Origin of the sequence: Marinobacter shengliensis (assembly GCF_030297115.1) — a bacterium.
In the GTDB taxonomy this organism is placed as follows: domain Bacteria; phylum Pseudomonadota; class Gammaproteobacteria; order Pseudomonadales; family Oleiphilaceae; genus Marinobacter; species Marinobacter shengliensis.
This window is the reverse complement of the sequence record NZ_AP028062.1, coordinates 3,989,639-4,012,767: the sequence shown is the minus strand read 5'-3', so window position 1 is coordinate 4,012,767 and position 23,129 is coordinate 3,989,639. Positions and strand designations below refer to the sequence as shown.

Annotated in this window: 18 protein-coding genes; 10 read left to right on the top strand and 8 right to left on the bottom strand. The window is 57.6% G+C overall.

Annotated elements, in window-relative coordinates; translation table 11 throughout:
- Nucleotides 1–68 precede the first annotated feature (68 nt).
- From QUE75_RS18395 to QUE75_RS18385, 3 genes are read right to left on the bottom strand one after another with little or no spacing between them, the layout of a single operon-like run.
- Nucleotides 69–1,931 carry a sensor histidine kinase gene (locus QUE75_RS18395; protein WP_286252341.1) on the bottom strand — a complete coding sequence of 621 codons (1,863 nt, stop codon included), beginning with the start codon at nucleotides 1,929–1,931 and terminating at the stop codon, nucleotides 69–71.
- A 50-nt stretch (nucleotides 1,932–1,981) separates the two neighbouring features.
- The gene (locus QUE75_RS18390) at nucleotides 1,982–4,048 is read right to left on the bottom strand and encodes a GAF domain-containing protein (protein ID WP_286252340.1); all 2,067 of its coding nucleotides are present in this window, start codon (nucleotides 4,046–4,048) and stop codon (nucleotides 1,982–1,984) included.
- Nucleotides 4,045–5,820, bottom strand: coding sequence for a sensor histidine kinase (locus QUE75_RS18385; RefSeq protein ID WP_286252338.1), 1,776 nt, complete (start codon nucleotides 5,818–5,820; stop codon nucleotides 4,045–4,047). Before QUE75_RS18385 ends, QUE75_RS18390 begins: the two co-directional genes overlap by 4 nt.
- Before the next feature lie 94 nt (nucleotides 5,821–5,914).
- On the opposite strand from QUE75_RS18385, the gene QUE75_RS18380 reads away from it, so the two are divergent.
- The 7 genes from QUE75_RS18380 to QUE75_RS18350 all read left to right on the top strand — a co-directional run bounded on the left by QUE75_RS18380 (nucleotide 5,915) and on the right by QUE75_RS18350 (nucleotide 13,920).
- Nucleotides 5,915–7,630, top strand: a complete 1,716-nt coding sequence (locus tag QUE75_RS18380; protein WP_286252336.1) for a diguanylate cyclase — start codon at nucleotides 5,915–5,917, stop codon at nucleotides 7,628–7,630.
- A 10-nt stretch (nucleotides 7,631–7,640) separates the two neighbouring features.
- Entirely contained in the window at nucleotides 7,641–8,795 is a 1,155-nt protein-coding gene (locus QUE75_RS18375) for an HDOD domain-containing protein (RefSeq protein WP_286252335.1), read from the top strand.
- Complete coding sequence (locus QUE75_RS18370; protein WP_286252334.1) at nucleotides 8,779–9,186, top strand: response regulator; 408 nt, start codon at nucleotides 8,779–8,781, stop codon at nucleotides 9,184–9,186. Before QUE75_RS18375 ends, QUE75_RS18370 begins: the two co-directional genes overlap by 17 nt.
- Before the next feature lie 86 nt (nucleotides 9,187–9,272).
- The gene (locus QUE75_RS18365; RefSeq protein ID WP_286252333.1) at nucleotides 9,273–9,593 is read left to right on the top strand and encodes a DUF2288 domain-containing protein; all 321 of its coding nucleotides are present in this window, start codon (nucleotides 9,273–9,275) and stop codon (nucleotides 9,591–9,593) included.
- A 64-nt stretch (nucleotides 9,594–9,657) separates the two neighbouring features.
- Entirely contained in the window at nucleotides 9,658–10,566 is a 909-nt protein-coding gene (locus QUE75_RS18360) for a lysine exporter LysO family protein (protein ID WP_286252332.1), read from the top strand.
- A 121-nt stretch (nucleotides 10,567–10,687) separates the two neighbouring features.
- Nucleotides 10,688–11,644 (top strand): ABC transporter substrate-binding protein, encoded by a 957-nt coding sequence (locus QUE75_RS18355; protein ID WP_286252331.1) that lies wholly within the window; start codon nucleotides 10,688–10,690, stop codon nucleotides 11,642–11,644.
- Nucleotides 11,641–13,920: a diguanylate cyclase domain-containing protein gene (locus QUE75_RS18350; protein ID WP_286252330.1), complete on the top strand. Its 2,280-nt coding sequence runs from the start codon at nucleotides 11,641–11,643 to the stop codon at nucleotides 13,918–13,920. The genes QUE75_RS18355 and QUE75_RS18350 overlap by 4 nt, the downstream gene beginning before the upstream one ends.
- Here QUE75_RS18350 and QUE75_RS18345 read toward each other — a convergent pair.
- From QUE75_RS18345 to QUE75_RS18335, 3 genes are all read right to left on the bottom strand, one after another.
- On the bottom strand, nucleotides 13,890–15,509 hold the full coding sequence (locus tag QUE75_RS18345) for a Na/Pi cotransporter family protein (RefSeq protein WP_286252329.1): 1,620 nt from the start codon (nucleotides 15,507–15,509) through the stop codon (nucleotides 13,890–13,892). The genes QUE75_RS18350 and QUE75_RS18345 overlap by 31 nt on opposite strands.
- A gap of 66 nt (nucleotides 15,510–15,575) precedes the next feature.
- A complete protein-coding gene (locus QUE75_RS18340) occupies nucleotides 15,576–16,784 on the bottom strand; it encodes an HD-GYP domain-containing protein (protein WP_286252328.1) in 1,209 nt (402 codons plus the stop codon).
- Nucleotides 16,781–17,590 (bottom strand): TatD family hydrolase, encoded by an 810-nt coding sequence (locus tag QUE75_RS18335; protein ID WP_061330902.1) that lies wholly within the window; start codon nucleotides 17,588–17,590, stop codon nucleotides 16,781–16,783. Before QUE75_RS18335 ends, QUE75_RS18340 begins: the two co-directional genes overlap by 4 nt.
- 119 nt (nucleotides 17,591–17,709) lie before the next feature.
- Here QUE75_RS18335 and QUE75_RS18330 point away from each other — a divergent pair, with 119 nt between their 5' ends.
- Together QUE75_RS18330 and QUE75_RS18325 are read left to right on the top strand one after the other, a co-directional pair.
- Entirely contained in the window at nucleotides 17,710–18,540 is an 831-nt protein-coding gene (locus QUE75_RS18330) for a polyphosphate kinase 2 family protein (RefSeq protein WP_286252324.1), read from the top strand.
- Between the two features lie 12 nt (nucleotides 18,541–18,552).
- Complete coding sequence (locus QUE75_RS18325) at nucleotides 18,553–19,824, top strand: D-amino acid dehydrogenase (RefSeq protein ID WP_286252321.1); 1,272 nt, start codon at nucleotides 18,553–18,555, stop codon at nucleotides 19,822–19,824.
- Between the two features lie 2 nt (nucleotides 19,825–19,826).
- On the opposite strand, the gene QUE75_RS18320 is transcribed toward QUE75_RS18325, so the two are convergent.
- Nucleotides 19,827–20,507 (bottom strand): tRNA/rRNA methyltransferase, encoded by a 681-nt coding sequence (locus QUE75_RS18320; protein WP_058091586.1) that lies wholly within the window; start codon nucleotides 20,505–20,507, stop codon nucleotides 19,827–19,829.
- Here QUE75_RS18320 and QUE75_RS18315 point away from each other — a divergent pair.
- The gene (locus QUE75_RS18315) at nucleotides 20,506–21,750 is read left to right on the top strand and encodes a methyltransferase (protein WP_286252318.1); all 1,245 of its coding nucleotides are present in this window, start codon (nucleotides 20,506–20,508) and stop codon (nucleotides 21,748–21,750) included. The two genes, QUE75_RS18320 and QUE75_RS18315, sit on opposite strands and share 2 nt — an antisense overlap.
- A gap of 81 nt (nucleotides 21,751–21,831) precedes the next feature.
- On the opposite strand, the gene QUE75_RS18310 is transcribed toward QUE75_RS18315, so the two are convergent.
- Nucleotides 21,832–22,974 carry an OmpA family protein gene (locus QUE75_RS18310; RefSeq protein ID WP_061330898.1) on the bottom strand — a complete coding sequence of 381 codons (1,143 nt, stop codon included), beginning with the start codon at nucleotides 22,972–22,974 and terminating at the stop codon, nucleotides 21,832–21,834.
- Nucleotides 22,975–23,129 lie beyond the last annotated feature (155 nt).

The window sequence follows — 23,129 nt, the reverse complement described above, 5'->3', positions numbered from 1 at the left end:
GGGGCTCTGTTTCCAGCCTCCTTTAACATTTTCCGAAGCCCTTCGTATTCCATTGATTTCGTCTTTGTCTACTCTGCTTCGGTTAACTCCAGCCAGAATGTGGCACCCTGCCCAGGGCGGGAGGTGAAGCCAACTGAACCATGCATTTTGAGCATCAACTCACGGGTAATGGCCAGACCGAGTCCGGTTCCAGCTTTTGAGCACCGGCCATCGGTTTCGGCCTGTGCGAATTTTTCAAACACTGATGGCTGGAATTCGGGCGGAATCCCTTTGCCAAAGTCCTGTACCTTGATTCGTACCTTGTGGTTTTCTGTTTCGGTATAGACAAGCACGTCAGAATGCTCTGGTGAAAACTTGATGGCGTTGGAAAGCAGATTGTTCAGGGCCTGCATCAATCGTCGTTTATCGGCGGTCACTTTAACATCGGCAAGCTGTCGGATCTCCACGGTCACTTGATGATCCGAAGCATAGTTTCCGATATTCTCGACACACTCACGCACCAGGTCAGAGACTTGAAGGGCTTTCATCTCGAGTGTCATTTTGCCGGCGATGAGCTTTTCGATATCGAGAAGATCATTAACCAGGTGAGTGAGCTGTTCGCTGTTTCTGTGGGCAATCCGGGTCAGCCGAAGGGCGCTGTCAGGAAGCGTTCCTGCAGCCTGGTTGGCCAATAATCCAAGGGCCCCGGAGATGGATGTCAGTGGCGTGCGCAGCTCATGGCTTACCGTGGAAATGAACTGGTTCTTGAGCCGTTCTGCTTTTTTCTGCTCTGACATATCCTCAACAATCAGCCAGACAACCGGTTTTCCGTCTGTGGTGATGAGGTTCAGACCATGCAGCATGATCGGCTTGAGCGCACCAGTGTTGTCTTTAACATAGCCCTGTCGGCCGTTAAGTCTCTCTGATCTGGCCAGCGTCTCTGTCAGACCCTCACAATCGGTGCTGAGGTTCCCATATTCATCGAACGTTTTGTTGAAAAAAGCCAGTGAACGAGGATGTTCACCAAGGATACTTTTCAGGCTTGGGTTGGCTCGCAATAGCTGATTGCTTGACGCATCGAACAGTGCAATGCCGACCGGGGCAAGTTCGAACAGGCCCGAAAACCATTGTTGCATTTGCCGATCTTTGAGCAGCAGACGGGTCAGCCAGAAGGTTGCAGCGGTCACCAGTAACACCAGTAATGCGAGTATCCCGCGCAACAGCAAGGGCTGCGGTGGCTGATCTGGCCATCCGGCCTTGGGTTGTGCGAATAAATGCCAGCTGGTGCCGTGCATGTCCAGCGCATTATAAACTGGCCATTTCCAGCTAGCCTCCTGGGTACCGAAAAAGATGCTTTCTGAGTTGGATGGGTCAGAGGACGTCGATAGCACTAGCTGTGCCTCCTGCATGATGATGCCCAGGTTGACCGCTTCATAGAGGCTTTGAAGGTCCAGGATGACGGACACCACGCCCCAGAACTCACCGGAATCGGAGCTAAAAATCGGAATTCGGGCTGCCAGTCCCTGGCCACCTTGAACCAGATTAATGGGGCCACTGAACACCGCGCGCTCCGTTTCCATTAGCATGCGAACCTGTTCGGCCGGGAGGCTTTGCGTTCTCAGGTCCAGACCAATGGCGGCTTCATTTCCCTCCAGGGGGTAGATGTTGTTAATGACAAAATCAGGCGCCAGGCCGATATTTCTTAATTCAGTGGCCAGCCGGAAGATAACGGCGGCCAGTTCTTGAAAACGAGCCTCGCCAAGTTCCGGTTCAACCGAGACACTGGCTGCAAGGCCCCAAACCGTTTTTATGTTCTGTAAAATCCTGCCTTGCAGATCCAGGGCCAGGTCATCGATCTTTGCTTGCCATTCCTGGCGCACCTCGGTTCTTAAGCGTTCTGTGCTGACCCTGTCCACGGTGATGGCAACCGACACCATTAGTATCAGAACCATCCAGCGGGCCATCCAGATGAGCGATCGGAATCGCCGATCGTCAGCGTTCCTCATTTTACAGGCTCAGTCGGTTGCTCAAGGGGCAGTTCAAGCCAGAAGGTGGCGCCTTTGCCTTCAGTTGACTCGAAATCAACGCTGCCACCCATTTGCGTCATGATCTCCCGCGTAATCGCCAGTCCCAGACCGGTACCCTGCCTGCCCCTTGTGCTTGAACTGTCGGCCTGTGCAAATTTCTGGAAGATGTAAGGCCGAAAGCTCTCGGGAACTCCCATACCGTGGTCTGTGACCGAGATTCTGATGTGATCAGTAAATCGTTTGGTAGAGATCTCTACGCAGGCACCCTGCTCTGAAAACTTGGCGGCGTTAGAGAGCAGGTTGTTTAGCGCCTGGCTGAGGCGCTGTGGATCGAACCAGGCCGTTATATCTGAGTGATTTTGTTGCTGGACAACCTGTATTTGCCGGCTTTCCAGATAAGGCGACAGGCGCTCGATTGATTCCTCGATAACCGGGGCAACAGGCTGTCTGGTTGGGTGCATGGGCATGCGGCCGGATACCAGTTTTTCAATGTCGAGCAAATCATTGATCAGATGTTTGAGTTGTTTGGTGTTTCTGAGGGCAATAGACGCCATCTGCTGAGCTTTCTCGGGTAAAGGGCCCAGAGAGCCGCTATCGATAAGGCCCAGTGAGCCGGCGATCGAGGTCAACGGTGTGCGAAGCTCATGACTGACGGTGGAAATAAACTGGCTTTTCATTTCCTCGATCTTGTGGCGCTCATCGATGTCTACGATGTATCCGTGCCATAGTACGCTGTCATCGGGTAGTCGCTCAGGTCGCGCCTTACCCTCTACCCAGCGCCAGCTATCGTCCTGCCAGCGAATACGGTATTTCTGGATCCATGGTGTCAAATTCTCCGCCGATGACTGTATCGAATCGGCGACAATGGGCAAGTCATCCGGGTGAATACGTTCAAAGACCGGCGAAGCATCCTTGGCAGCCTGCTCTGCGCTGACCTGGTAAATGGCCTGAATCCCGCCACTGGTGTAGGGAAAGGTGCTATGGCCGTCGGGCCACAGGCGATACTGATAGAGCATTCCTGGCGCGTTAGCGACCAGTTTGTCGAGCACTTCCGTGTGCTTTTGCTGCTGAATGAGGTCGGCAATCCAGCGGCCAAGAAGGTTGACGAATGTCTTTTCCGTTTCCGTAAACACTGGGCGACGGGGGATGGTCGAGGAAAAGTTCACCGTTCCGAACAGTTCATCATCGATCCACACCGGTGCTGCCAGATAACTCTCCAGCTGGAATTGCTGATAACACGGGTGCTCGCTGAAGCGTGAACGCCCCATATGATTGATGGCAAGGACGCTACCCTCGGCCGCCAGGAGTGAGCAGTAGGTCTGCTCCAGCGGGAATGTAATGCCGTTCTCCAGAGACGTCGGATGCCGCTCGTGGTGCCAAAGGACCGTGTACACGCCGCCGGTGATATTGCTGACAATGGCGGTTTCCAACTTGAGATACTGAGCGGCAATCGCCAAAGCGCGATTGATACGCTCAGAGACGCTCCCACTGGAGTCCAGCGAAATGTCGTTCAGGATATTCAGTGCCTGGGTTCTCTCCGCATAGTAGGTCCCCAGCTCCTGATACTGAAATTCCCGTTCGACCAGATCAGCAAAATCGCGCAGTGTCTTTTGATCGTCGCTGGAAAAGGTTCTAGGCCTCCTGTCGATCAGGCATAAGGTGCCTAAACGGAAACCATTCCGGTCCTCCAGCGGTGCACCGGCATAGAAACGGATGCTGGGCTCGCCAGTGACCAGGGGGTTGTCTGCAAATCGTTCGTCCTGCAACGCATTTTCAACCACGAAGGTATCGGTGCCGAGAATTGCATGGCCACAAAAGGAAATGTCACGGGCCGTCTCGCGAACGCCGAGGCCATAGCAGGATTTGAACCACTGGCGATCCCTGTCAATCAGGGAGACCAGGCATATAGGCACAGCAAAGGTTTTGGCTGCGAGCCTGGTAATTCGGTCAAATCGTTCTTCCGGCGGTGTGTCCAGCAGCTGAGCTGCTTCAAGGGCTGACAGCCGTAAAGTTTCATTTTGGGGCCGGTCAGGCGTTCTCATAAATGTTCCTTGCCCTGGTGATCGGCTTCAGGAAGCTCCAGCCAGAAGTGGGCGCCATTTGAGTAATCGTAGCCCACCTCACCGGACATCAAATGGGCAAGTTCCCGGCATATGGCAAGCCCCAATCCGGTGCCGGCTTTGGCCCGGTTAGAGCCAGCTTCTGCCTGGGCAAATCGTTGGAATAATTGCGGTAAGAAGTGTTCGGGAACTCCGTCTCCCTGGTCTGAAACGGTGATGCGCACAACCCCGGAGGTTGTGGAGCTGGCTTTAACAGTAACTACGCCACCGCTTGGCGAGTGTTTTACGGCGTTGCTGATAAAATTATCAAGGACTTGGCGCAGCCGGGCCGGATCCGCAAACACGCTGAGGCTGTTATCGCTTTCGGCAACAATTCTCACGGAGTAATGCCTGGCCATCGGCTGGTTCCCGGCGCACGCAGCCTCAATGGCTTCAATAAGGTCGATGTCACGCATCTGGATGCTGAGTTTGCCGGCCACCGCCTTTTCAAAGTCCAGAAGGTCGGTAATCAGCGATTGCAGCTGCTGGCCGTTGCGCAAAGCCAGCTCAACCATGGCTGAGGCTTTCGGCGGCAACTCGCCGGCGGAGTTGGATTGCAGTAGCTTAAGAGCGCCATTGATAGACGTCAGCGGCGTGCGTAGTTCATGACTGACGTTCGACACAAACTGGTTTTTCAGAAGGTCCAGCGCTTCTCGCTCTTCCATCAGGGTGTTGAACGCTTTCGCCAGATTTCGGGTTTCTGCGGGCCCTCTAGTGGTTAACCGCTGGGCAGAAGAGCTATCTTCCGCCATCTTTTTTATTTTTCCGGACATGTCGCCCAGTTGTCGGGTGGTTGCCATGGACACAACATAGGTTAGAAGTAGCAATGGAAGCATTGCCAATATGCTGATCCAGAGAAAGCTGCGAAATGAAGCCCGGGCGGGCTGAATAGCTCGTTCATAAGGTGCCGCACTCAAAAATACCCAACCGAGCCGCTCCAGATGTCGGGTGCTATACACCCATCGTTGCCCGGAAAGATCCGTAACCACGCCGAAGGGGATGCCTGACAAGGCTGCGTCGATGAGAGGGTCTTCGCCTGGGTGAGGGAGTTCGGGTGCCGGTTGGTCCTTCCGCAGGGCATCTACCTGAATAAAGTTTCCGGTATCCAACACCTTGAGAATAGTGCCTTCGTCAGCCTTGAGTTCCGCAGGAAGAATGCCCGATTCTGCCAGGTTGATGGTGCCCCCGGCCAGCCCGAGTAAGTCGCCATCATCACTTTCAATAGGAGCGAGGAACGACAACAGTGGCAAGCCGGTTGTTCGTCCAACAATTGGCCGGCTCACAATCGGAGAACGTGACTGCATGGCTCGTTTGAAATGGGGGCGATCAGCGTAGGACGTTCCGAGCCGATTGGGCACAAAGCGGTTCTCGGCGACGGCGACGCTCTGGCCATCAAAAATCAGTAGCCCGCCGCCAAACAGCCTTTCCAGGGTAGGTTGGCGCCCCAGCATCGTTTGGAGTTGCGGTAAGGGTAACATATTGCCACCGTCCGTCAGCACGCTGGCAAATGCGCCCAGCGCGTTCAGGCGTATGGTCAGTTCCTCGTTTACCCGACTGGCCGCCGCCGATGTTTGCAGCGCCTGGCGCTCCGTAAGTACCTGCTCAAAATCGCGAAGCAGTCTGTCATAGGCAATAAAAAGAATCAGAGCTACGCTGATAACAATGCTTGAGCTGGTAATCAGGACAATACGGGCGTTGAGGCTTAAAGTTCGCAAGAAAGGCCCTTAGACGAATAGATGTCGTAGATAAAACATGCTTTCATGAGAATAGTGCACCAGATGCTGTGAATAAAATAGTGAGGAATGCCTTTTGAGTAATATAGCCGTTGATCATTTGCAGGAACGTCTGAGGCGTCTGCAGGAACGGTTCTTGGAGCGTGCCCGGGGCGACATTGAAACGCTGTCAGGATTTGCGAGCTTGATTGATCAGCAACAGCTGCCGCAGTCTGAGCTGGACAAGTGTTATCAGTTGTTGCACCGGATGGCGGGTTCTTCGGGGACATTCGGTTTTCCGGAACTCGGACAGGCGGCCAGGGCGATAGAAAAGCAGATGAAGTCGTGCCGTGAGTCGGCGGCCGACAGCGGTGCAAGTGCGCATGACGTGGTGTCGGTTTCTGTAGAACTTGCCGATGAACTTCGACATCTTGCCAGGCTACTGGAAAAGGCTCCTGAAATGACCTCTGCCACGGGTGCTCAGGCAGGGGCTCCAGCTGCAGAGGATTCACACGACGGGGCCCATGGCATGCAGGTCAATGTCATGGCCCTCGGGCACAGCATTGATTATCTGGCTGACCTGGTTAAATCGTTAGCCGTCTACGGTTTTGTCTGTGAGTCGGGCTCTATTGATCGCCCGAGCGACGTTGCTGCCCGCCTTGCAGAGCTCAACAATGCTTCGATCCTGCTGTGTGTGGATTCAGAGCTTGGCGACGTCATGGACTTTCGTGAGCAATACCTACCGAAAGCCGAGCATCGCAGATTCCCGGTGGTATGTGTTGGCCACGAGAACTCGTTTGAGACTTTGTACCGGGTCGCAGAACGAGGGGCAACGGCCTATTTCTGTGAGCCGCTGGATATGCCGGAACTGGCAGAACGGATCGAATCCCTGGCGCTGGAGCGCGGGTCCCGCCCCCAGGGCCGGGTGTTGATCGTCGACGATGATCTGGAGCTGGGAGAGCACTATTGCCTGGTGCTCAAGCAGGCTGGCATCATTGCCCGTCTGGTTTCTGACCCGGCAGACTTGATGTCGGAACTGTCGGCGTTTGAGCCAGACCTTGTTCTGATGGATGTTCAGTTACGGGACTATTCAGGCGTTACGCTGGCCAGGCTGATTCGTTACGAGCCGCGCTGGCTGGGCTTGCCCATTGTGTATCTGTCATCGGAAGACAATCCTGAAAACCAGCTGGATGCGCTGTCCAAAGGCGCTGATGAGTTTCTGGTGAAGCCGGTCACCGATGATTACCTTGTCCGGTCGGTGCGGATTCGTTGTTACCGTGCCCGCCAGTTATCGGACCTGATGAACCGTGATAGCCTCACCGGGCTGCTTAAACACTCGCTGATCAAGCAGGAAGTCGACCGGGAGCTGGCCCGCTGTCGCCGTGCCGGTCATACCTCGTGTGTGGTGATGCTGGATCTGGATCACTTCAAGCGGGTAAACGATAGCTGGGGACATGGCCAAGGCGATATTGTTATTCGGACCCTGGCCAATTTACTGCGCAACCGGCTGCGTGAGTCTGATGTGATCGGGCGTTATGGTGGGGAAGAGTTTCTGTTGATTCTGCCCGATTGTGAGCCTGCGGTGGCGGTGAAACTCATCGAAGCCATAGGTAAGAGTTTTGCCGAACTCGCGTTCTGGGCAGGGGATGACAGTTTTCAGGTTACCCTGAGTGCCGGCGTCGCGTTAATCAACGATTTTCCTGTTTCCGATCAAGCCATCGAGGCCGCTGATCAGGCACTCTACCAACGAAAACGGGGTGGGCGTAATGGTGTGACGCTCTATGATCCGTCTCCTGTTGGAATGACATCTTGAGAGGTGCCTGTTGAAAGCATTAATACTGGAAGACGACGAGCTGGTGGGTGAGCTACTTGAGACGGTCGTCGCGGGTATTCATCAAGGGGCTACCGTTAGTCTTGCGCGATCTTTGAGCGAGGCCCAACAACTGCTAGACAGTGATGGCCGTTACCAGCTGTATCTTATTGACTGGCAGCTGCCAGACGGTTCCGGGCTCGATCTGGTCAAGCGAATACGCGTAGGTGATCGTGACGTACCCATTGTGATGGTCTCCGGGCGTTCTGATCGTGAATCGGTACTCATGGCAGCTCACCATGGTATCAGCGGATACATCACCAAGCCCCTGGATGTGCAGCTGTTGCACGAACGTCTGACCAAGCTGGTTCCTGCTAGCGATTCTGGTCACGGCTCCGCAGATGAGTATTTGAAGGCATCCTTGAATTCGGTGGTTCAATTGCCGACGGATATTGATCCGGTCGATATTCTGGACCTTATCGGCAGGCAGCAAGAGCTATCGCCAGCTCAGTTGGCAGAACGATGGCGAGAGGAAGTGGCGCTGACGGCTCGCTTGCTGGATGTGGCCAATAGCAGCTCATTTCGGCGCACGGGTAAGCCGGTCGAATCCCTCCGTGATGCCATCAGCAATATGGGCGTGGCCATGGCGTTGAATCAGGCCCTGGCGCTGGCACTGGATGTGGCCGGTAAGATAGATAATCCGGACCTGCAGGCTCAGGCCAGAGCTTTCCACGACATGGCATTGCAGGTGTCGCGTGAGGCTCAAAAACTTGCGATCAGGCTGGGGAAGTCGCCCTCTTCATTTCAACAGGCGGGGCTTCTGAGCCGCTTGGGAGAGATGGCTGTTCTGAAAGTGCTGAATCAGTTCACGGCAGAAGGAGGCTCGCTGAACGGTTCAGAGGTAGAGCAGTGCATTGGCCAGTGGTCTCAGGATTACGGCAATCGCCTGAAAGTACACTGGAAGCTGCCGCTGAGTCTGAGAGATATGATTGGCGCGGTGCATTTTTTGCCGAAAGACAGTACCCGTGAAGATCGCCTGGTGATGCGGGCCGCCGCATTGATTGCCGGGGGGCAGTCAGACAGTGATGACTGTCAGCGTCTTTTGCGGCGTATTGGTCTGGAACTGAAACCATCCACCGAGGAGTCGAACCATGGCGTCCGTTCCTGAGGCATCGCTGAATAAAGTTCTGTATGTGGAAGACGATCCGGATATCCGGGCCATTGCAGAGCTGGCATTGCAGGATGTGGGAGGTTTTAACACAGCACTTTGCAGCTCTGGCCAACAAGCCCTGGAAGTGGCTCCTGAGTTCGGGCCGGATCTGATTCTTCTGGACGTGATGATGCCCGGAATGGACGGTCCTGAGACCATGCGGAGATTAAGGGCTTTGGACGCGACACGATCCACACCGGTGATTTTCATGACCGCCCGGATTCAGAGCGCTGAAATTCAAGAATACCTGGCATTGGGGGCCATCGGTGTTATTCCCAAACCCTTTGACCCGATGACGCTGGCGGCTGATATTCATCGAATAGTGCAAGGAAATACGCAAGGGGCATGATTAAGCGCAGGCCGTGACGAGTGCGTGATTGGCCAATTTGCGTTAGGCTGGCGCGCCTGAATGAGTAGCTGCTTAGTTGAGGTGTTATGTCTTCTTCTGAATCCCCTGACGAAATCAAAGCACGACTGAACCTGGAAACCTCCCGCATTCACTGGCATGAGCTGCAAACCTACTACGCCCGTGGCCAGGTGGTCCGGGTAACACCGGAACTGGATTTGTTGAACGTGGCTGCTGAACTGACCGCCGATAACAAGGCACAGTTCGAGCACTGGATGGCTGGCGGACAGGTGGGCGAAGTGGCGCCCGATCTTGCCCGGGCCTGGTACGATCGCAATGCCGAGCTCTGGGCGGTGGTGATTGCCCCCTGGGTGCTGGTGCAGGATCGTTCTGGCCAAAACCTGCATTGATCCTCTCTGTATGCCGGCCCCCGGGCCGGCGTCCGTTGTTTAATAACCTGCCCGTGAGGGGTTTATGCTGACCGGTGCGTTGCTTGTTCTGGCGCCTTTGTTCCTGGGCTTTGCCATACCGCTCTCTAACCGCCGTCTGATGACGGTAATACACTATACCGTGGAAGCCCTGGTCTATTTCATTCTGGCGCTGCTGGGTCTTGGTCTTGGTCAGATGGATGGCCTGCTGGACCAGTTAGGCACCATGGCTGCTCAGGTGGCGGGGTTGGTCATGGTGCTGCTGGTGGCCAACATGGTGGGCCTGTGGTTGTTCCACCGCTGGCAGCCGATGTCTACGGGAGCGGAAGCGGGGCAGGAGAAGCCGAGTTACCGCCGATTGTTCCTCGCCGGTTTGAAACCGTTACTGGCGGTTGTCGCGGGTGCTCTGGCAGGCTATTTCCTGTTTCCGCAATTGCCGTTGGTTGACGATGTCGCCACCTGGGCGCTGATGCTGTTGTTGTTCCTTATTGGCCTGCAGTTGCGCAACGCCGGGTTGTCGTTGCGCAAATTGTTGATGAACCGCCAGGGTTTGGGTATTGCCCTGGCGCTGGCGTTGAGTTCTCTGCTGGCCGGCCTTGTGCTGATTCCCTGGCTGGATGTGCCCTGGCACCAGTCCCTGGCCCTGGCTTCGGGCTTTGGCTGGTATTCGCTCTCGGGCATTGTGATTGGCGATGCCCTGGGGCCGGCCTGGGGTGGGGTCGCCTTTCTGAACGATGTACTGCGGGAGATCATAGCGCTGGCACTGATTCCGCTGGTGATCGGCTCGCGACCGGCCATGGCCATTGGCTATGGTGGTGCCACCGCCATGGACTTTACCTTGCCGGTCATCCGCAGCAGTGGCGGGCTTGCCTGTGTGCCGGTGGCGATTGCCTCGGGGTTTTTGCTGTCGTTTCTGTCGCCGGTATTGATGGGTGTCTTCCTGGCTCTGGGTTGAGCGGCAAGAATTCGCTTAAATTCAGAATCCGGAATTGACCCGGTGCAATGCTTTGGTCAGATTTACGGCTATAGTGGCTACGTATTAGTATTCGAATAATTGATGCCGCCCCGGAGCCTGAATGAATCGCCGCCAATTTCTGCAACTGTCTGTTGCTGCCATTCCGGCTCTGGGGCTGGCCGGCTGCTCACGATCCGCGCCGTTGCGTACTGGCATTCATCCCTGGATTGGTTACGAACCGCTCTACCTGGCGGAAGACTTCGGCTGGCTGCCTGATTCCGTTCAGTTGGTCAAAGGCCTGGCTGCCAGCGAGTCCATGGCAGGCCTGCTGGCCGGCGAGCTGGATGCCGCCACTCTGACCCTGGATGAAGCGTTAAGGGTCTATGCCGAAGGCGTCCCCTTGCGCGTGGTGGCGGTTACCAACGTGTCCGTCGGCGCCGATGTCCTGATGGTCAAGCCCTCCATCACCAGTCTTGCCGGGCTCAGGGGCCGGCCTATCGCCGTCGAGCTGGGTGGCGTCTCGGGGATTATGCTGTTCTCGATTCTGGAACGTGCCGGCTTGAGCACCGATCAGGTTTCGTTGGTTGATCTGCCGGTGAATCGCCATTTGTCCGCCTGGCAAAATGGCGATATTGAAGCGTCGGTATGCTACGAGCCGACCGCCTCGGTGCTGGAGCAGGCCGGAGGTACCCGGTTATTCGACAGCAGTCAGGTGCCCGATACCATTTTTGATACCCTGATAGTTACTGAGGCAGCCGCCCGCCGAAAACCCGGTGCGGTGCGTGATCTGGTGTACGGCTACTTCCGGGGCCAGCATCACCTGGTGCGCAGCATGCACGATGCAGTGTATCGAGTGGCCACCCGTCAGGGAATAACGCCGGATTCGGTGCGCCGGTCCCTGGCCACGGTGATGCTTCCGGAGCTTGCAGCCAACCAACGATACCTGGCGCACCATGGCCGCATTGAGGTGGTCGCGAAACGACTGTCCGACATCCTGGTTCGTGAAGGGTTGATGGCCAGCCATCCTGTTTACGAAAGCCTTTGTGATCCGTCGTTCCTGCCCCGGAGTTTGTCATGAACCGGCGGTGTTCCTGCACGCTTATTCTGGTGCTTGGCCTGTTGGCAGGGCTCTGGGCACCGCTGGCCGTGGCGAAGAGTTCAGTCACTCTGGGGGTTCTGTCTTACCGGCCAGAGCCGGTGATCCAGGAACGTTATAGCCTGCTGGCCGAGTATTTGAGCCAGGAAACCGGACTGGAGGTGCGGCTGAGGGTGTTCAATCAGGATGACATGAACCGGGCGCTGGCCTCGAATCGGGTGGATTTCTTTCTGACCAACCCCAGTCACTTCCTGATGATCCGCAGCGAGCGCAGCCTGACCGGGGTGCTTGCCACCCTGCAACGGGAGTGGCAAGGCCGTTCCACTGGCAGTATTGGTGGCCTTATCCTTACCCGCGCCGAACGCAGTGACATCGATCGCCTGGCAGACCTCAGAGGCAAAAGCATAGCTACCCCGGGTATTCATTACCTCGGTGGCTTTCAGGCAGCGGCGCTGGAGCTGAGGGATGCGGGTGTGGACATTCTCCGCCACAACCGGATGGTGCATCTGGGTAATCACGACCGAGTCATTCGAGCGGTATTGACCGGCGATACCGATGTTGGGTTTGTCCGGACCGGCGTATACGAGGAACTCATCCGGGAAAATCCGGCGTTGGCAGACGAGCTGAAAATGATTCATGTCCAGTCGCTGGCCGGCTTTCCGTTTGCGGTATCTACCCGCCTCTACCCTGAGTGGCCGCTGGTATCGTTGCCCCATGTCGATAGTCAGATTGTGCGTCAGGTGGCGTCTGCCCTGTTTGCTCTGCAACCTGATCATCCCGCTGCCCGGGCGGCGGGCCTGGCGGGGTTTTCACCCCCCGCAGACTACCAGTCGGTCGAAGACCTGGCCCGAACTCTGAGAATGGCGCCCTATGACCAGGTGCCAAGAGTCACCTGGGTGGATGTGCTGAACCAGTACCGGATCTGGGTGCTGACGGTTGCGGTTCTCTTTGTGATGCTCGTGGTCACCAGCCTCTGGCTCAGCCGCAAGAAGCGCCAGCTGGCTACCGAGGAACGGCGCCAGCGTGAGCTCATTGGCAGCTGGCCCCAGCCGATGCTGATGATCCGTAACGGGGAACTGATCAATTGCAACCGGGCCGCCGTGGATCTGGTGGGTTACACCTCCGAGGCATCGCTGTTAGGCAAGGGCTTGCCCACTTTCTCTCCCCATGCGCAGCCGGACGGTACACCTTCCCTGCAAAAAGCGGATGCACTGATCAGGCGGGTAGCGACCGGCGAAGTGGCACAGTCCGAGTGGCTGTTCGTGCGTTCGGACGGTTCCGATGTCTGGGTGGATATGACCCTGGCGCCGGTCTATGAACACGATCAGGAGAGCCCGTCCATTCTCTGTTCCTGGTACGACATTACCCGCCGTAAGTATGCCGAAGAGCGCCAGCGACTGGCCCTGCGAGTGTTTGAGAATGCCCGTGAAGCTATTTTTATCACCGATGCCCACGGTGTTGTCATGGATATCAACGAAGCCTACTCACTGATTACCGGGCGGGACCACAAGGTAGCGGTGGGCAGCCTGCCACCAATGCCCATGGACGAAGGCAGTGCCATCCTGATTGCGGCGCGTAAGCACGGCGTCTGGACCGGTGAATTTGCCAGCAGGCACCGGGATGGTCACGCCATTGTAATCAGCCTTACCCTGAGCAGCGTGTTCGATGAGCAGGGCCAGCTCAGCCATTTTGTCGGGGTGTTCAGTGATGTCACCCAACTCAAGGAAACCGAGAAACAGCTGCGCACCATGGCGCACTATGATTCACTGACCGGCTTGCCGAATCGGGTGCTGTTCTCGGACCGTCTGCAGCAATCCATGGCCCAGGCCCGCCGGCAGAACTATCAGTTGGCGGTGATTTACATCGATCTGGATCATTTCAAACCCATCAACGATGCCTTCGGGCACGACGCAGGGGATGGTTTGTTGGTGGAAGTTGCCCGCCGCATGCGTTCAACCCTGCGCGAGGAAGATACGCTGGCCCGGTTGGGGGGGGATGAATTTGCCGCCATTGTGGTGAACGTCGCCGACCAGCAAACCCTGGAGGCGTTGCTGGTGCGCATATTGACAAAAATTGGCGATCCCGTGTGGGTGGCAGACCACAGCGTTGAAGTATCTGCCAGTCTGGGTTACACCGTTTACCCACAAAACGCGGAGCTGGATGGCGACCAGCTGTTACGCCAGGCAGACCAGGCCATGTATCGCGCCAAACGGGAGGGCAAAAACCGCTACTGCAGGTTTTCCGACTCCAGCAGCTGATGCTGGGCGCCATTGAGCAAATGGGTGGCCGGTTGCCATTTCAGGGCCTTGCTCCACTGGTCATTGAGCCGCCGTACAGAACTCAGGGTATCCAGAGCCTGGTCCCCCAGAGCGGTGCTGAAATCCCGCCGTACCATCATCTGCAACATCGCGTTTTTCAACCGGTGGTAAGTGCCCTCTGCCTCGGCAAGCAACGCCTCAGCCGGGCCTTCTGATGCGACCAGCTCCCGGATGGTATCCAGATAATGCTCCAGTGTCTCAGCTTGCTCGGCAAACTCTGTTCGCTGGCTTAGCTGCCGCAGCTGCAATAGCCGGGTGGTCAGATCAGTGGCTTCGGCCAGGTAGCGGCAGGTGCGGATGCTGATGGTCAGGGCATCCACCACAGACGGGTGCATTTTTTCCGCCCTCAACCGGCCGATATAGTCAGTGATCGCCCGGTTCAGGTTGCGGATGGCATCGGCTTTCGGCCGGATATCGGCTTCGGTCAGGCTCTCCCGATCAAGACACACCCTCAGCAGGCCCCGGCTATGGCCGATCAGTCGTTTCATTTCCTGGTCCACCGCCCCGATCGCCAGTTCTGGCGTGGTGATCAGGGTATCGTCCAGATAACGGGGCACGGCGTTATCTTCCTCCTTGCTCCGGAACATCCGGCCCAGAAACCGGGCAAAGGGTTTGGTAAATGGCAGCATAATGGCCGCCCCCAGCACATTGAACAGGGTGTGGAACAGCGCCAGAGACACAGCGGGGTTGGCTTCCAGGTTCAGCCAGTCGGTCAGCATCGCCACGGTCCACAGCATCACCGGCAGGATTATCAGGGCGATGGCGCCGGTAAACACGTTGAACAGGATATGGCCAATCGCCAGCCGGCGGGCATTGGCGGTGGCTTTGAGGGCCGACAGGGCAGCCGTAGAAGTGGAGCCCAGGTTGGCGCCGATCACCGCTGCTGCCGCATTGTCGAGACCGATCAAGCCACCGGCTGCAGCGGTCAGAACAATGGCCAGGGCGGCGCTGGAGGATTGCGTCAGAACCGTGGCCAGAAACCCGATGACCAGAAACGTAAACAGGCCATAATCCGGGCTGATAATACCGCCGTCGGTAAAGCCTCCGGCCAGGGATTCCAGTGCGGTCTTGAGAATCGACAGGCCGAGGAAAAACAGCGCAAAGCCCGCCAGCGCCTCCCCCAGGAACTGGTTCCGCTGATTGCGGCTGATCATCTTGAAGCCGACACCGGCGGCCAGCAGCGGCAGCGCCAGGGCTTCGATCTTGAACCCGAACCCCACCAGGCTGACCAGCCAGGCGGTCATGGTGGTGCCTATGTTGGAACCGAAAATGACCCCGAGAGACTGAGCCAGGGTCAGCAGGCCCGCGTTGACAAAGCCAATGGTGGCAACGGTAACCGCCCCGGAATGCTGCACAATACCGGTGATGGCAAAGCCGGCCATCAGGCCCCGCAGGGGTGTCCTGGTCCAGGTACCTAACAGGTGTCGTAACTGGTGGCCAGCGGCGTTCTTCAGGCCGGTGGTCATCATTTCCATGGCCAGCATGAACAGCGCCAGGCCACCGAGAATCTGGAACACGGATGAGATCATGGTTCGGTTGTCGTTGTGGTTTGCGGATTAGTGGCGAGTGTAGCAGAGGTTGGCTGGCACGATGCCTCAGGCCAGGAATTTGCGCACATCCAGTTTGTAGTCTTCCGGGTCCACCGCCCGGATAATCCGGTCCTGATTGCCGGCGCGGGATAGATCGATGGTTTCCACTGTAATCGGTAGTCGAAACCGGGTGTGGTACATCACCCTTACCACGGGCAGGCGCTGATCCTGATCGTTGGTTTCCACCACCACCCCGAGCCGTCCACTCTCAAGCAGCACCAGCGAGCCCACCGGGTACAGGCCGATGCAGCGGATAAACTGTTTCACCAGTTCCGGGTCCAGATGGTCTCCACTCCATTCGAGCAGTTTTTTCAGCCCCTGGGACGGCGTCATACCCTTGTGATACACCCGGTCGGAAGTGATGGCGTCGTAAACATCGGTGATCGCTACCATACGCCCGTATTCGGTGATTTCTTCGCCCTTGAGACCCTCCGGGTAACCACTGCCATCCAGTTTCTCATGGTGCTGAGCAGCGGTAATCACGGCGATTTCGCCGATGCCTTCGGTGCTGGCAAGAATGTCCCTGGAGTGCCGGGCGTGCAGTTTCATCACCTCAAATTCTTCCGCCGTCAGGCGGCCGGGTTTATGCAGGATGTCATCTGGGGTGAGGATCTTGCCAAGGTCGTGGAGCAGGGCGCCCACCACGGTTTGATGCAGTACGTCTGCCGGCAGGTTACGGTAGTTGCCGAACAGCGACATCAGCACACTGAGGTTAACGGAGTGTTCCAACAGGTAGTTGTCTTTCTCGCGGATGCGGCCAAGGCAACTCAGGGCGTTGGCGTTTCTCAGAACGGAGTTTTGCAGTTCGTCGGCCAGTTGGTGAATGGGCGCGATATCAATGGCGGCACCCATTTTGACGTTGTTCATGAAACTGCCTACCAGGCCTTGGGCCTGGCTGTGAATCCGCTGGGCGATGACAATCTCTTCAGTCAGGGCAACCTTGTGCTGGATGCCCGGGCGCTGTTCACCTGCATTCTGCAGGGCCTGTTCATTGCGCCGGTCCACTTCCTGGGCGGTCTCAGCGTCCTGGGAGTCCAGCCCTTTCTCAACGTCGATATAGACGTATTGGACCCCCATCCTGCGGATTTTCTCGATGGTCTCTTCCCGCTTGATCACCCCTTTCTTGCGTTGGGTGTTATGGGGAATCCAGTCGTTATTCAGGTCGGAAATGTACATGCCGACCTTCAACGCAGCGATGGGAATGCGTTTGATCATGGTTGTGGGAAGAACGTCCTCAGGCTGTTCTGGTAGGTCTGGGTTAAGACCTGGTCGAGGGGGAGATCCTTCACCTCGGCGATTTTCTCGGCAACAAACGGCAGATAGAACGGGGCGTTTTCCCGGCCACGGTAGGGTACCGGCGTCAGGAAGGGTGCGTCGGTTTCCAGCAGAATCTGCTCGATCGGGGCCATGCGCACGATATCCCGAACGTTTTCCGCCTTGTTGAAGCTGGTGATGCCGTTGAAGCCCAGGCACCAGCCCTGATCCAGCGCATAACGGGCCAGCCCGGGGCCGGAGGTAAAGCTGTGAATCACGCCCCGGCGGGTCAGGGTCTGCTCAAACTCCTGCAAGATGGCAATGGTGTCGTCGTCTGCGTCGCGGCTGTGAATCACAACGGGGCGATCATTGTCGCAGGCAATCTGCAGCTGGCGACGGAATACCTCCCGTTGCACGCCCCGGTCGGCATTGTCGTAGTAGTAATCCAGACCGATCTCGCCAATGGCGACGATTTTGTCGTCCCGGGCGTGTTCGCGGATTTCCGCCTCCACTTCATCGGAATAGCTTTCCGCTTCGTGGGGGTGAATGCCCTGGGTGCCGTACACCCAGGGCTCAAGCTGGCTTAGTTCACGCACAGCAGCCAGGTTGTCCGGCGACACGGCAATGGTGATCACCCGTTCGATGTTCACCTTGCGGCTCTGTTCCAGGGTCTCGGCCAGCGGCCGATCCTTGAGGTAATCCAGATGGCAATGGGTCTCGATGATCGGGTGATCAAATACGGGAATCTCACGACGTTTCTTACTCATGCCTGGGGTCTATGCTCCATCACAGCCGTCGCTTGGCTGCTATTCTGAGAATTGAATCACGCCAGTTTATCACCTTGGGTGATTGTTGCATTGCATCGTGCTGATAGGGAGTTTCCTTGATGGAGTATACGGCGTTCGCACGAACATGGTTTCTGGACCCGAAAAAGCCGGCGCTGGGTCGATACCCCAGTCTGCTGGATGACGATGAAAAACTACCGGCACTGGAGGCGAGCCTGGAAGATATCGGCGAGTACCAGCGCCGGCTTTGGGCCAATGGTCGGAAAGCCCTGTTGCTGGTGATACATGGCCCGGATACCAGTGGCAAAGACAGCCTGATTCGAACCCTTGCTACCTATGCTGACCCGGCCGGCTTTCATGCCTGGTCGTTCAGCCGGCCCACAGCAACAGAATCCGCCCATGATTTCCTTTGGCGTGTCACCCCTTTGTTGCCGGCCTACGGGCAGATGGTCGCCTTCAACCGAAGCCACCACGAAGCGGTGATTGCGGAACGGGTTTGGCCTGTGCGGGCTGAGGAAACCTACGACTGGCAAGCCCGGTACCGGGCGATTCGGGATTTCGAGCAGCACCTGGTCAGTGAGGGTACCTGTGTGGTGAAGGTCTGGCTGAACCTGTCCGAAGACGAACACAAGCGAAGGTTGCTAAAGCGCCTGGACAAGCCTCGTAAACGGTGGAAGTTTGACCGCTCCGATATCGAGGGCTGGAAACTGCGAGACAAATACCAGGCGTATGCGGAGGAAGCGCTGGCAGCCACCCATTCCAATGAGGCTCCCTGGTTTATTGTGCCCGGAGATCGCAAATCCGAGGCTCGGGCCGTTGTCGCAGCCCTGGTGGCCGAAGTTTTGAAGCAGCTGGCACCGGATTATCCGGAGGAGCATCCGGATGTACTGGAAGAGTATCGGACCCTGCTGGCTGAGAATGGCGTGGAGTAACGGAGGCGAGTTATGCATATCGTGGTTGTAGGCGGTGGTGTGGTCGGCGTTACCACGGCTCGTGAGCTGCTGCGCCGTGGCCACCAGGTAACGGTGCTGGAGCGCCATCCGCTGGCCGGTAACGAGACCAGCAAAGGCAACGCGGCCCAGCGATCCTATGGTGTGGTCTATCCCTGGGCAGACCCCTCGATGGTGTTCAAGGCCTTGCCCTGGATTCTGCAGAAATCCGGCCCATTGAAACTGAAAGTGCCGCCGTCACTGGATGCCATGCGGTTCATGTTCGCCACACTTCGTTATGCCTGGTCGCCGGGTCTGTTCGGATTGAACAAACGGGCCATGTTGCGCCTGGGCATGCACAGTCGGGAGCGCTTCCTGGCCCTTGAGCAGGAACACGATCTGGCCTTCGACGGCCAGCATCGGGGGCTGCTGCACCTGGCCAGCAAGCCGGAGGCCATGGATGACTACCGGGCTATTCACGAACTGCTGAATGACATGGGTATTGCCTCCCGGCTATTGACGCCTGTACAGGTCAGGGAAACGGAACCGGGCATGACCGGTGATGGCCCCCTGTACGGTGCCATCAGCTACGACACGGATGGCACGGGCGACTGCCATCTGTTTTCCCGCTCACTGGCAAGGGTGTGTGAGCAACTGGGCGCAAACTTTCGATACGACGTGAAAGTGGAGCGGCTGGTTGCCGACGAAACTCGGGTAAACGCGGTGCAACTGACCAACGCGGACGGCCGGCTGGAAACCCTGGAGGCAGACGCCTTTGTAGTCTGCGCTGGTTGCTGGTCACCGCAACTGGTAAAGCCACTGGGGCTGCGTTTGCCAATCTATCCGATCAAGGGTTACAGCATCACCGTACCCCTGCATGATGCGGCCAAGGGGCCGGTCAGTACGATTCACGATGACAACTTCAAGGTGGTGTCTACCCGCCTGGGCGACCGGTTGCGGGCAACCGGATTTGTCGAGCTGGCGGACTTCAACCGGGACATTCCGCAAGCGCGGATTGAAACCATCAAACGGTCCGTTGAATCCCGTTTTCCGGGGTGTGCGGACCTGGCGGCAGCAGAGACGTGGACCGGGTTCCGCCCGATGACGCCGGATGGCCCAGCCATCATCGGCAAAGGCCCCAGGGACAACCTGTTTCTGAATACCGGCCACGGCACATTCGGCTGGACCCTGTCTGCCGGCAGTGCAGACGTGATTGCGCAGGTAATCGATGGTGAAGAGCCGGCAGTGGTACTGGACCCCTTCCGGCCCGGACGCTTTTCGGAATAGCGTCAGAGTTTGCGCTCGATATTGCCGCACAGGGTGTGAACGAAGCCGATATCCCGGTCAGACAGCAGCGGCAGTTTTTCGAACACCCACTGGGACAGCTTTTCGTCCGCCGGAGCGTCCAGTTCTGGCAACAGGCCCTCCAGCCGCGAGCGCAGTGCCGCCAGTCCTGATGTGCTGGCCGCAGTTTCCGACTGTTCACTGGTTTTTTGCAGCCCGGACAGCTCCCAGGCGTAAAGCATCACCGCCTGGGCCAGGTTCAGGGAGGGATAGGTCACCGCCATCGGGAAGCCGGTCAGCAGATCGCACAGGGCCAGCTCCTCGTTGGCCAGGCCCCGGTCTTCCCGCCCGAATACCAGGGCAGCCGTGGCTGCTGTGTCCCCCTTGTTAGAGATCACCGTGCGAAGTGCGGCGGGCTCGTGCCAGTCCTGCCGGTTATGCCGGGGCTTGGCCGAGGTGCCCATCAGCAGATCCGCGGAGTTTCTTACCGCGGCCAGATCAGGGAAAATGCGCGCATTGTCGAGAATGTGATCACTGCCATGCGCCAGCCAGTGGGCTTCCGGCCGGGTGTGCAGGTCGGAATTGACCAGCCACAGCTCGGAAAAGCCCATGGTGCACAGGGCCCGGGCAGCCGCGCCGACGTTCTCCGGAACTTTTGGTTCAACCAGTACAAAGGCCAGTTTCATGACGTTACCTCCGGCGGCGAGTGTACACCAGTCGCCCGTGACTTTTTACAACCGCTGGCAGGCCGTGAACGACTGGCTTGCCCGGCATCAACCCCTCTGGCGTCCGATTCCTTTCATGGAGCCCGCGCCGGCGTGGACCCGGGATTATCCGGAACTGGTGGGCTGGCTGGAAGCGCTGGATGACCATGCCTGTGAGTATCTGGAAGAGAATCTGGCGGAGCTCTCGCAGAACGTCGCCCGTTTCGTCCCGGACCTCGCCGGTTACCCTGACTTGATTGCAGTGCCCGCGCTGAGCACAACGGAAGAAAGCCGGGCGGCGGCGCTGGCCGAAGTGGCTGCGGTGGATATGCCGGGGCGCAAGCGCGAGCAGGCGGGCGCCTTTTCAGCATCGGTGCGGCCATTGACTGGGCCGGTACTGGACTGGTGCTGCGGCAAGGGCCATCTGGCCCGCACTCTGGTTGGGCAAGGAGCGCCTTCGGTGCTGGGGTTTGAATGGAATCCGGAACTGGTGGCGGATGGCAATCGCCTCGCGCAGCATTACCAGGATCCTGTCACCCTGCGCCATCAGGATGTCATGGCTGAAACCCTGACCTGGCCCGGCAAGGTTCATGGTGTTGCCTTGCATGCCTGCGGAGACCTGCACCGCCAACTGATTCGCCGAGGCAGCGCGGAACAGACGCCGCGCCTGAGCTTTTCCCCCTGCTGTTATCATCTGACGGATCATGAAAACTACCGGTTGATGTCTGATCAGGCATCGCAACACACCGGTGCGGTCACGCTCGACCGAAATGGCCTGCGACTGGCCGTTCAGGAGACTGTTACGGCGCCGGCCAGGGTGCGCGAGCAAACCAGGCAAATCAGTATCTGGCGTCTGGGCTTTGATGCTCTTCAGCGGCACCTTCGCAGCGTTGATAGCTACCTTCCAGTACCATCCCATCCCGGGCGTTTGAATGCGGGTGATTTCAGAACCTTCTGTGCCTGGGCGGCCGATAAAAAGCGCCTGGAGCTGCCGGAAAATCTGGACTGGCAGCACTGGCTGGCGGAAGGAGAGCGCCGGTTCCAGCAGGTACGCCGGCACGAACTGCTGCGGCACCTGTTCCGGCGGCCGCTGGAGCTCTGGCTGGTGTTCGATTATGCGGTGTTTCTTGAGGAGCAGGGCTATCGGGTGCGGCTGGGGGCCTTCTGTGAGCGCTCACTGACTCCGCGCAACCTGTTGCTGGATGCGGTCAGGGTATCGGACTGATGTTTTTCTGAAGAGCGTTGGCCCGGAAACAAACAAGGCGCCAGAGGGCGCCTTGTTTGCTCATTACCTTATGTGTTGGTCTTAGCGACTAACCTGAATGCGTGCTTCAACACGGCGGTTCTGGGCACGGCCAGCGGCCGTGTCGTTGCTGGCAATCGGCTCGGCTTCGCCATAACCCATGGCGCTTACGCGATCCGGGTCAACGCCCAGAACCGTGGTCAGCCGGTTAGCAACGGCCTCGGCACGACGCTGGGACAGGAAGCGGTTGTACTCGGCGTCACCAATGCTGTCGGAGTGACCCGCGATTTCCACGGTGGTTTCCGGGTACTCGGCCATGAAGTCCGCCACGCGACGGATTTCGTTATCGAACGTGGCATCAATCACGGAGCTGTTCGTGGGGAACTGAACCCGCAGCTCAATGGTTTCCACGGTTTCAGTCACACCTTCGCAGCCGCGCTCGTCAACGGTGGCACCGGCAGCGGTATTCGGGCATTCGTCGCGGTAATCCGGCACGCCGTCACCGTCGCTGTCCACCGGGCAGCCCCGGCTGTCTACCTGAACACCGGCTGGCGTGTTCGGGCACTGATCGCGGTTATCGGGCACACCATCACCGTCTGAATCTGCAGGAGCCGGTGCTGGCGCGGGTTCAGGGGCAGGAGCGGGCTTCGAGGAAGCAACAGTGCGGGTGAAGGCCCAGCTCAGGCCAAGTGAGGCCATGGTGTCAAAGGTGCTTTCGTCAATACCGTGGAACTCGCGGAGATCACCACGGATGGAAATGCCGTTGCTGACGTTGTAGCGGAAGCCCACGCCAACATTGACCCGGGTTTCTTCGTGATCGGTGCCTGCAGTGGTGTAAGAAATGGTATCACCCACACCAAATTCTGCATGGCCGGCACCCAGTGATACATACGGGTTCCAGGCCGCATCCGGCCCCGCGAAATAGTAGGTGCCGTCAATTCTCAGTTCCTGAAAGTCAGATTCTCCCGGCACGTATTTGCGATCGGCGTTAGCCCGGGAATACACAGCTTCAACAGACCAGCGCGGCAGGAAGCGGTACTCAACACCAACACCAAAGGTGCCGGTTTCGCTCAGATCCCGTTTGTCATCAAACAGTTGGAAGCCGGCGAACGGGTTCAGGTAAATGGTTTCCTGGCGGTCGGCCAGAGCGGGAGTGGCAAGGGATGCTGTAAGGGCGGCCAGAGCGACCGGGCGCATGATCTTCATGCAGAACCTCCTGTTTAGTTGTTATTTCCTGCAGTTCTCTCAGGAATGAAAACTCCGAAAAACACCTGTATTACTCGGAATTTAGGCCAGTAAGCCAAAAAAAACAAAAAAATGACAGTAGTTGGTACGTCGGGAATTGTACGCAGTTCACTGAC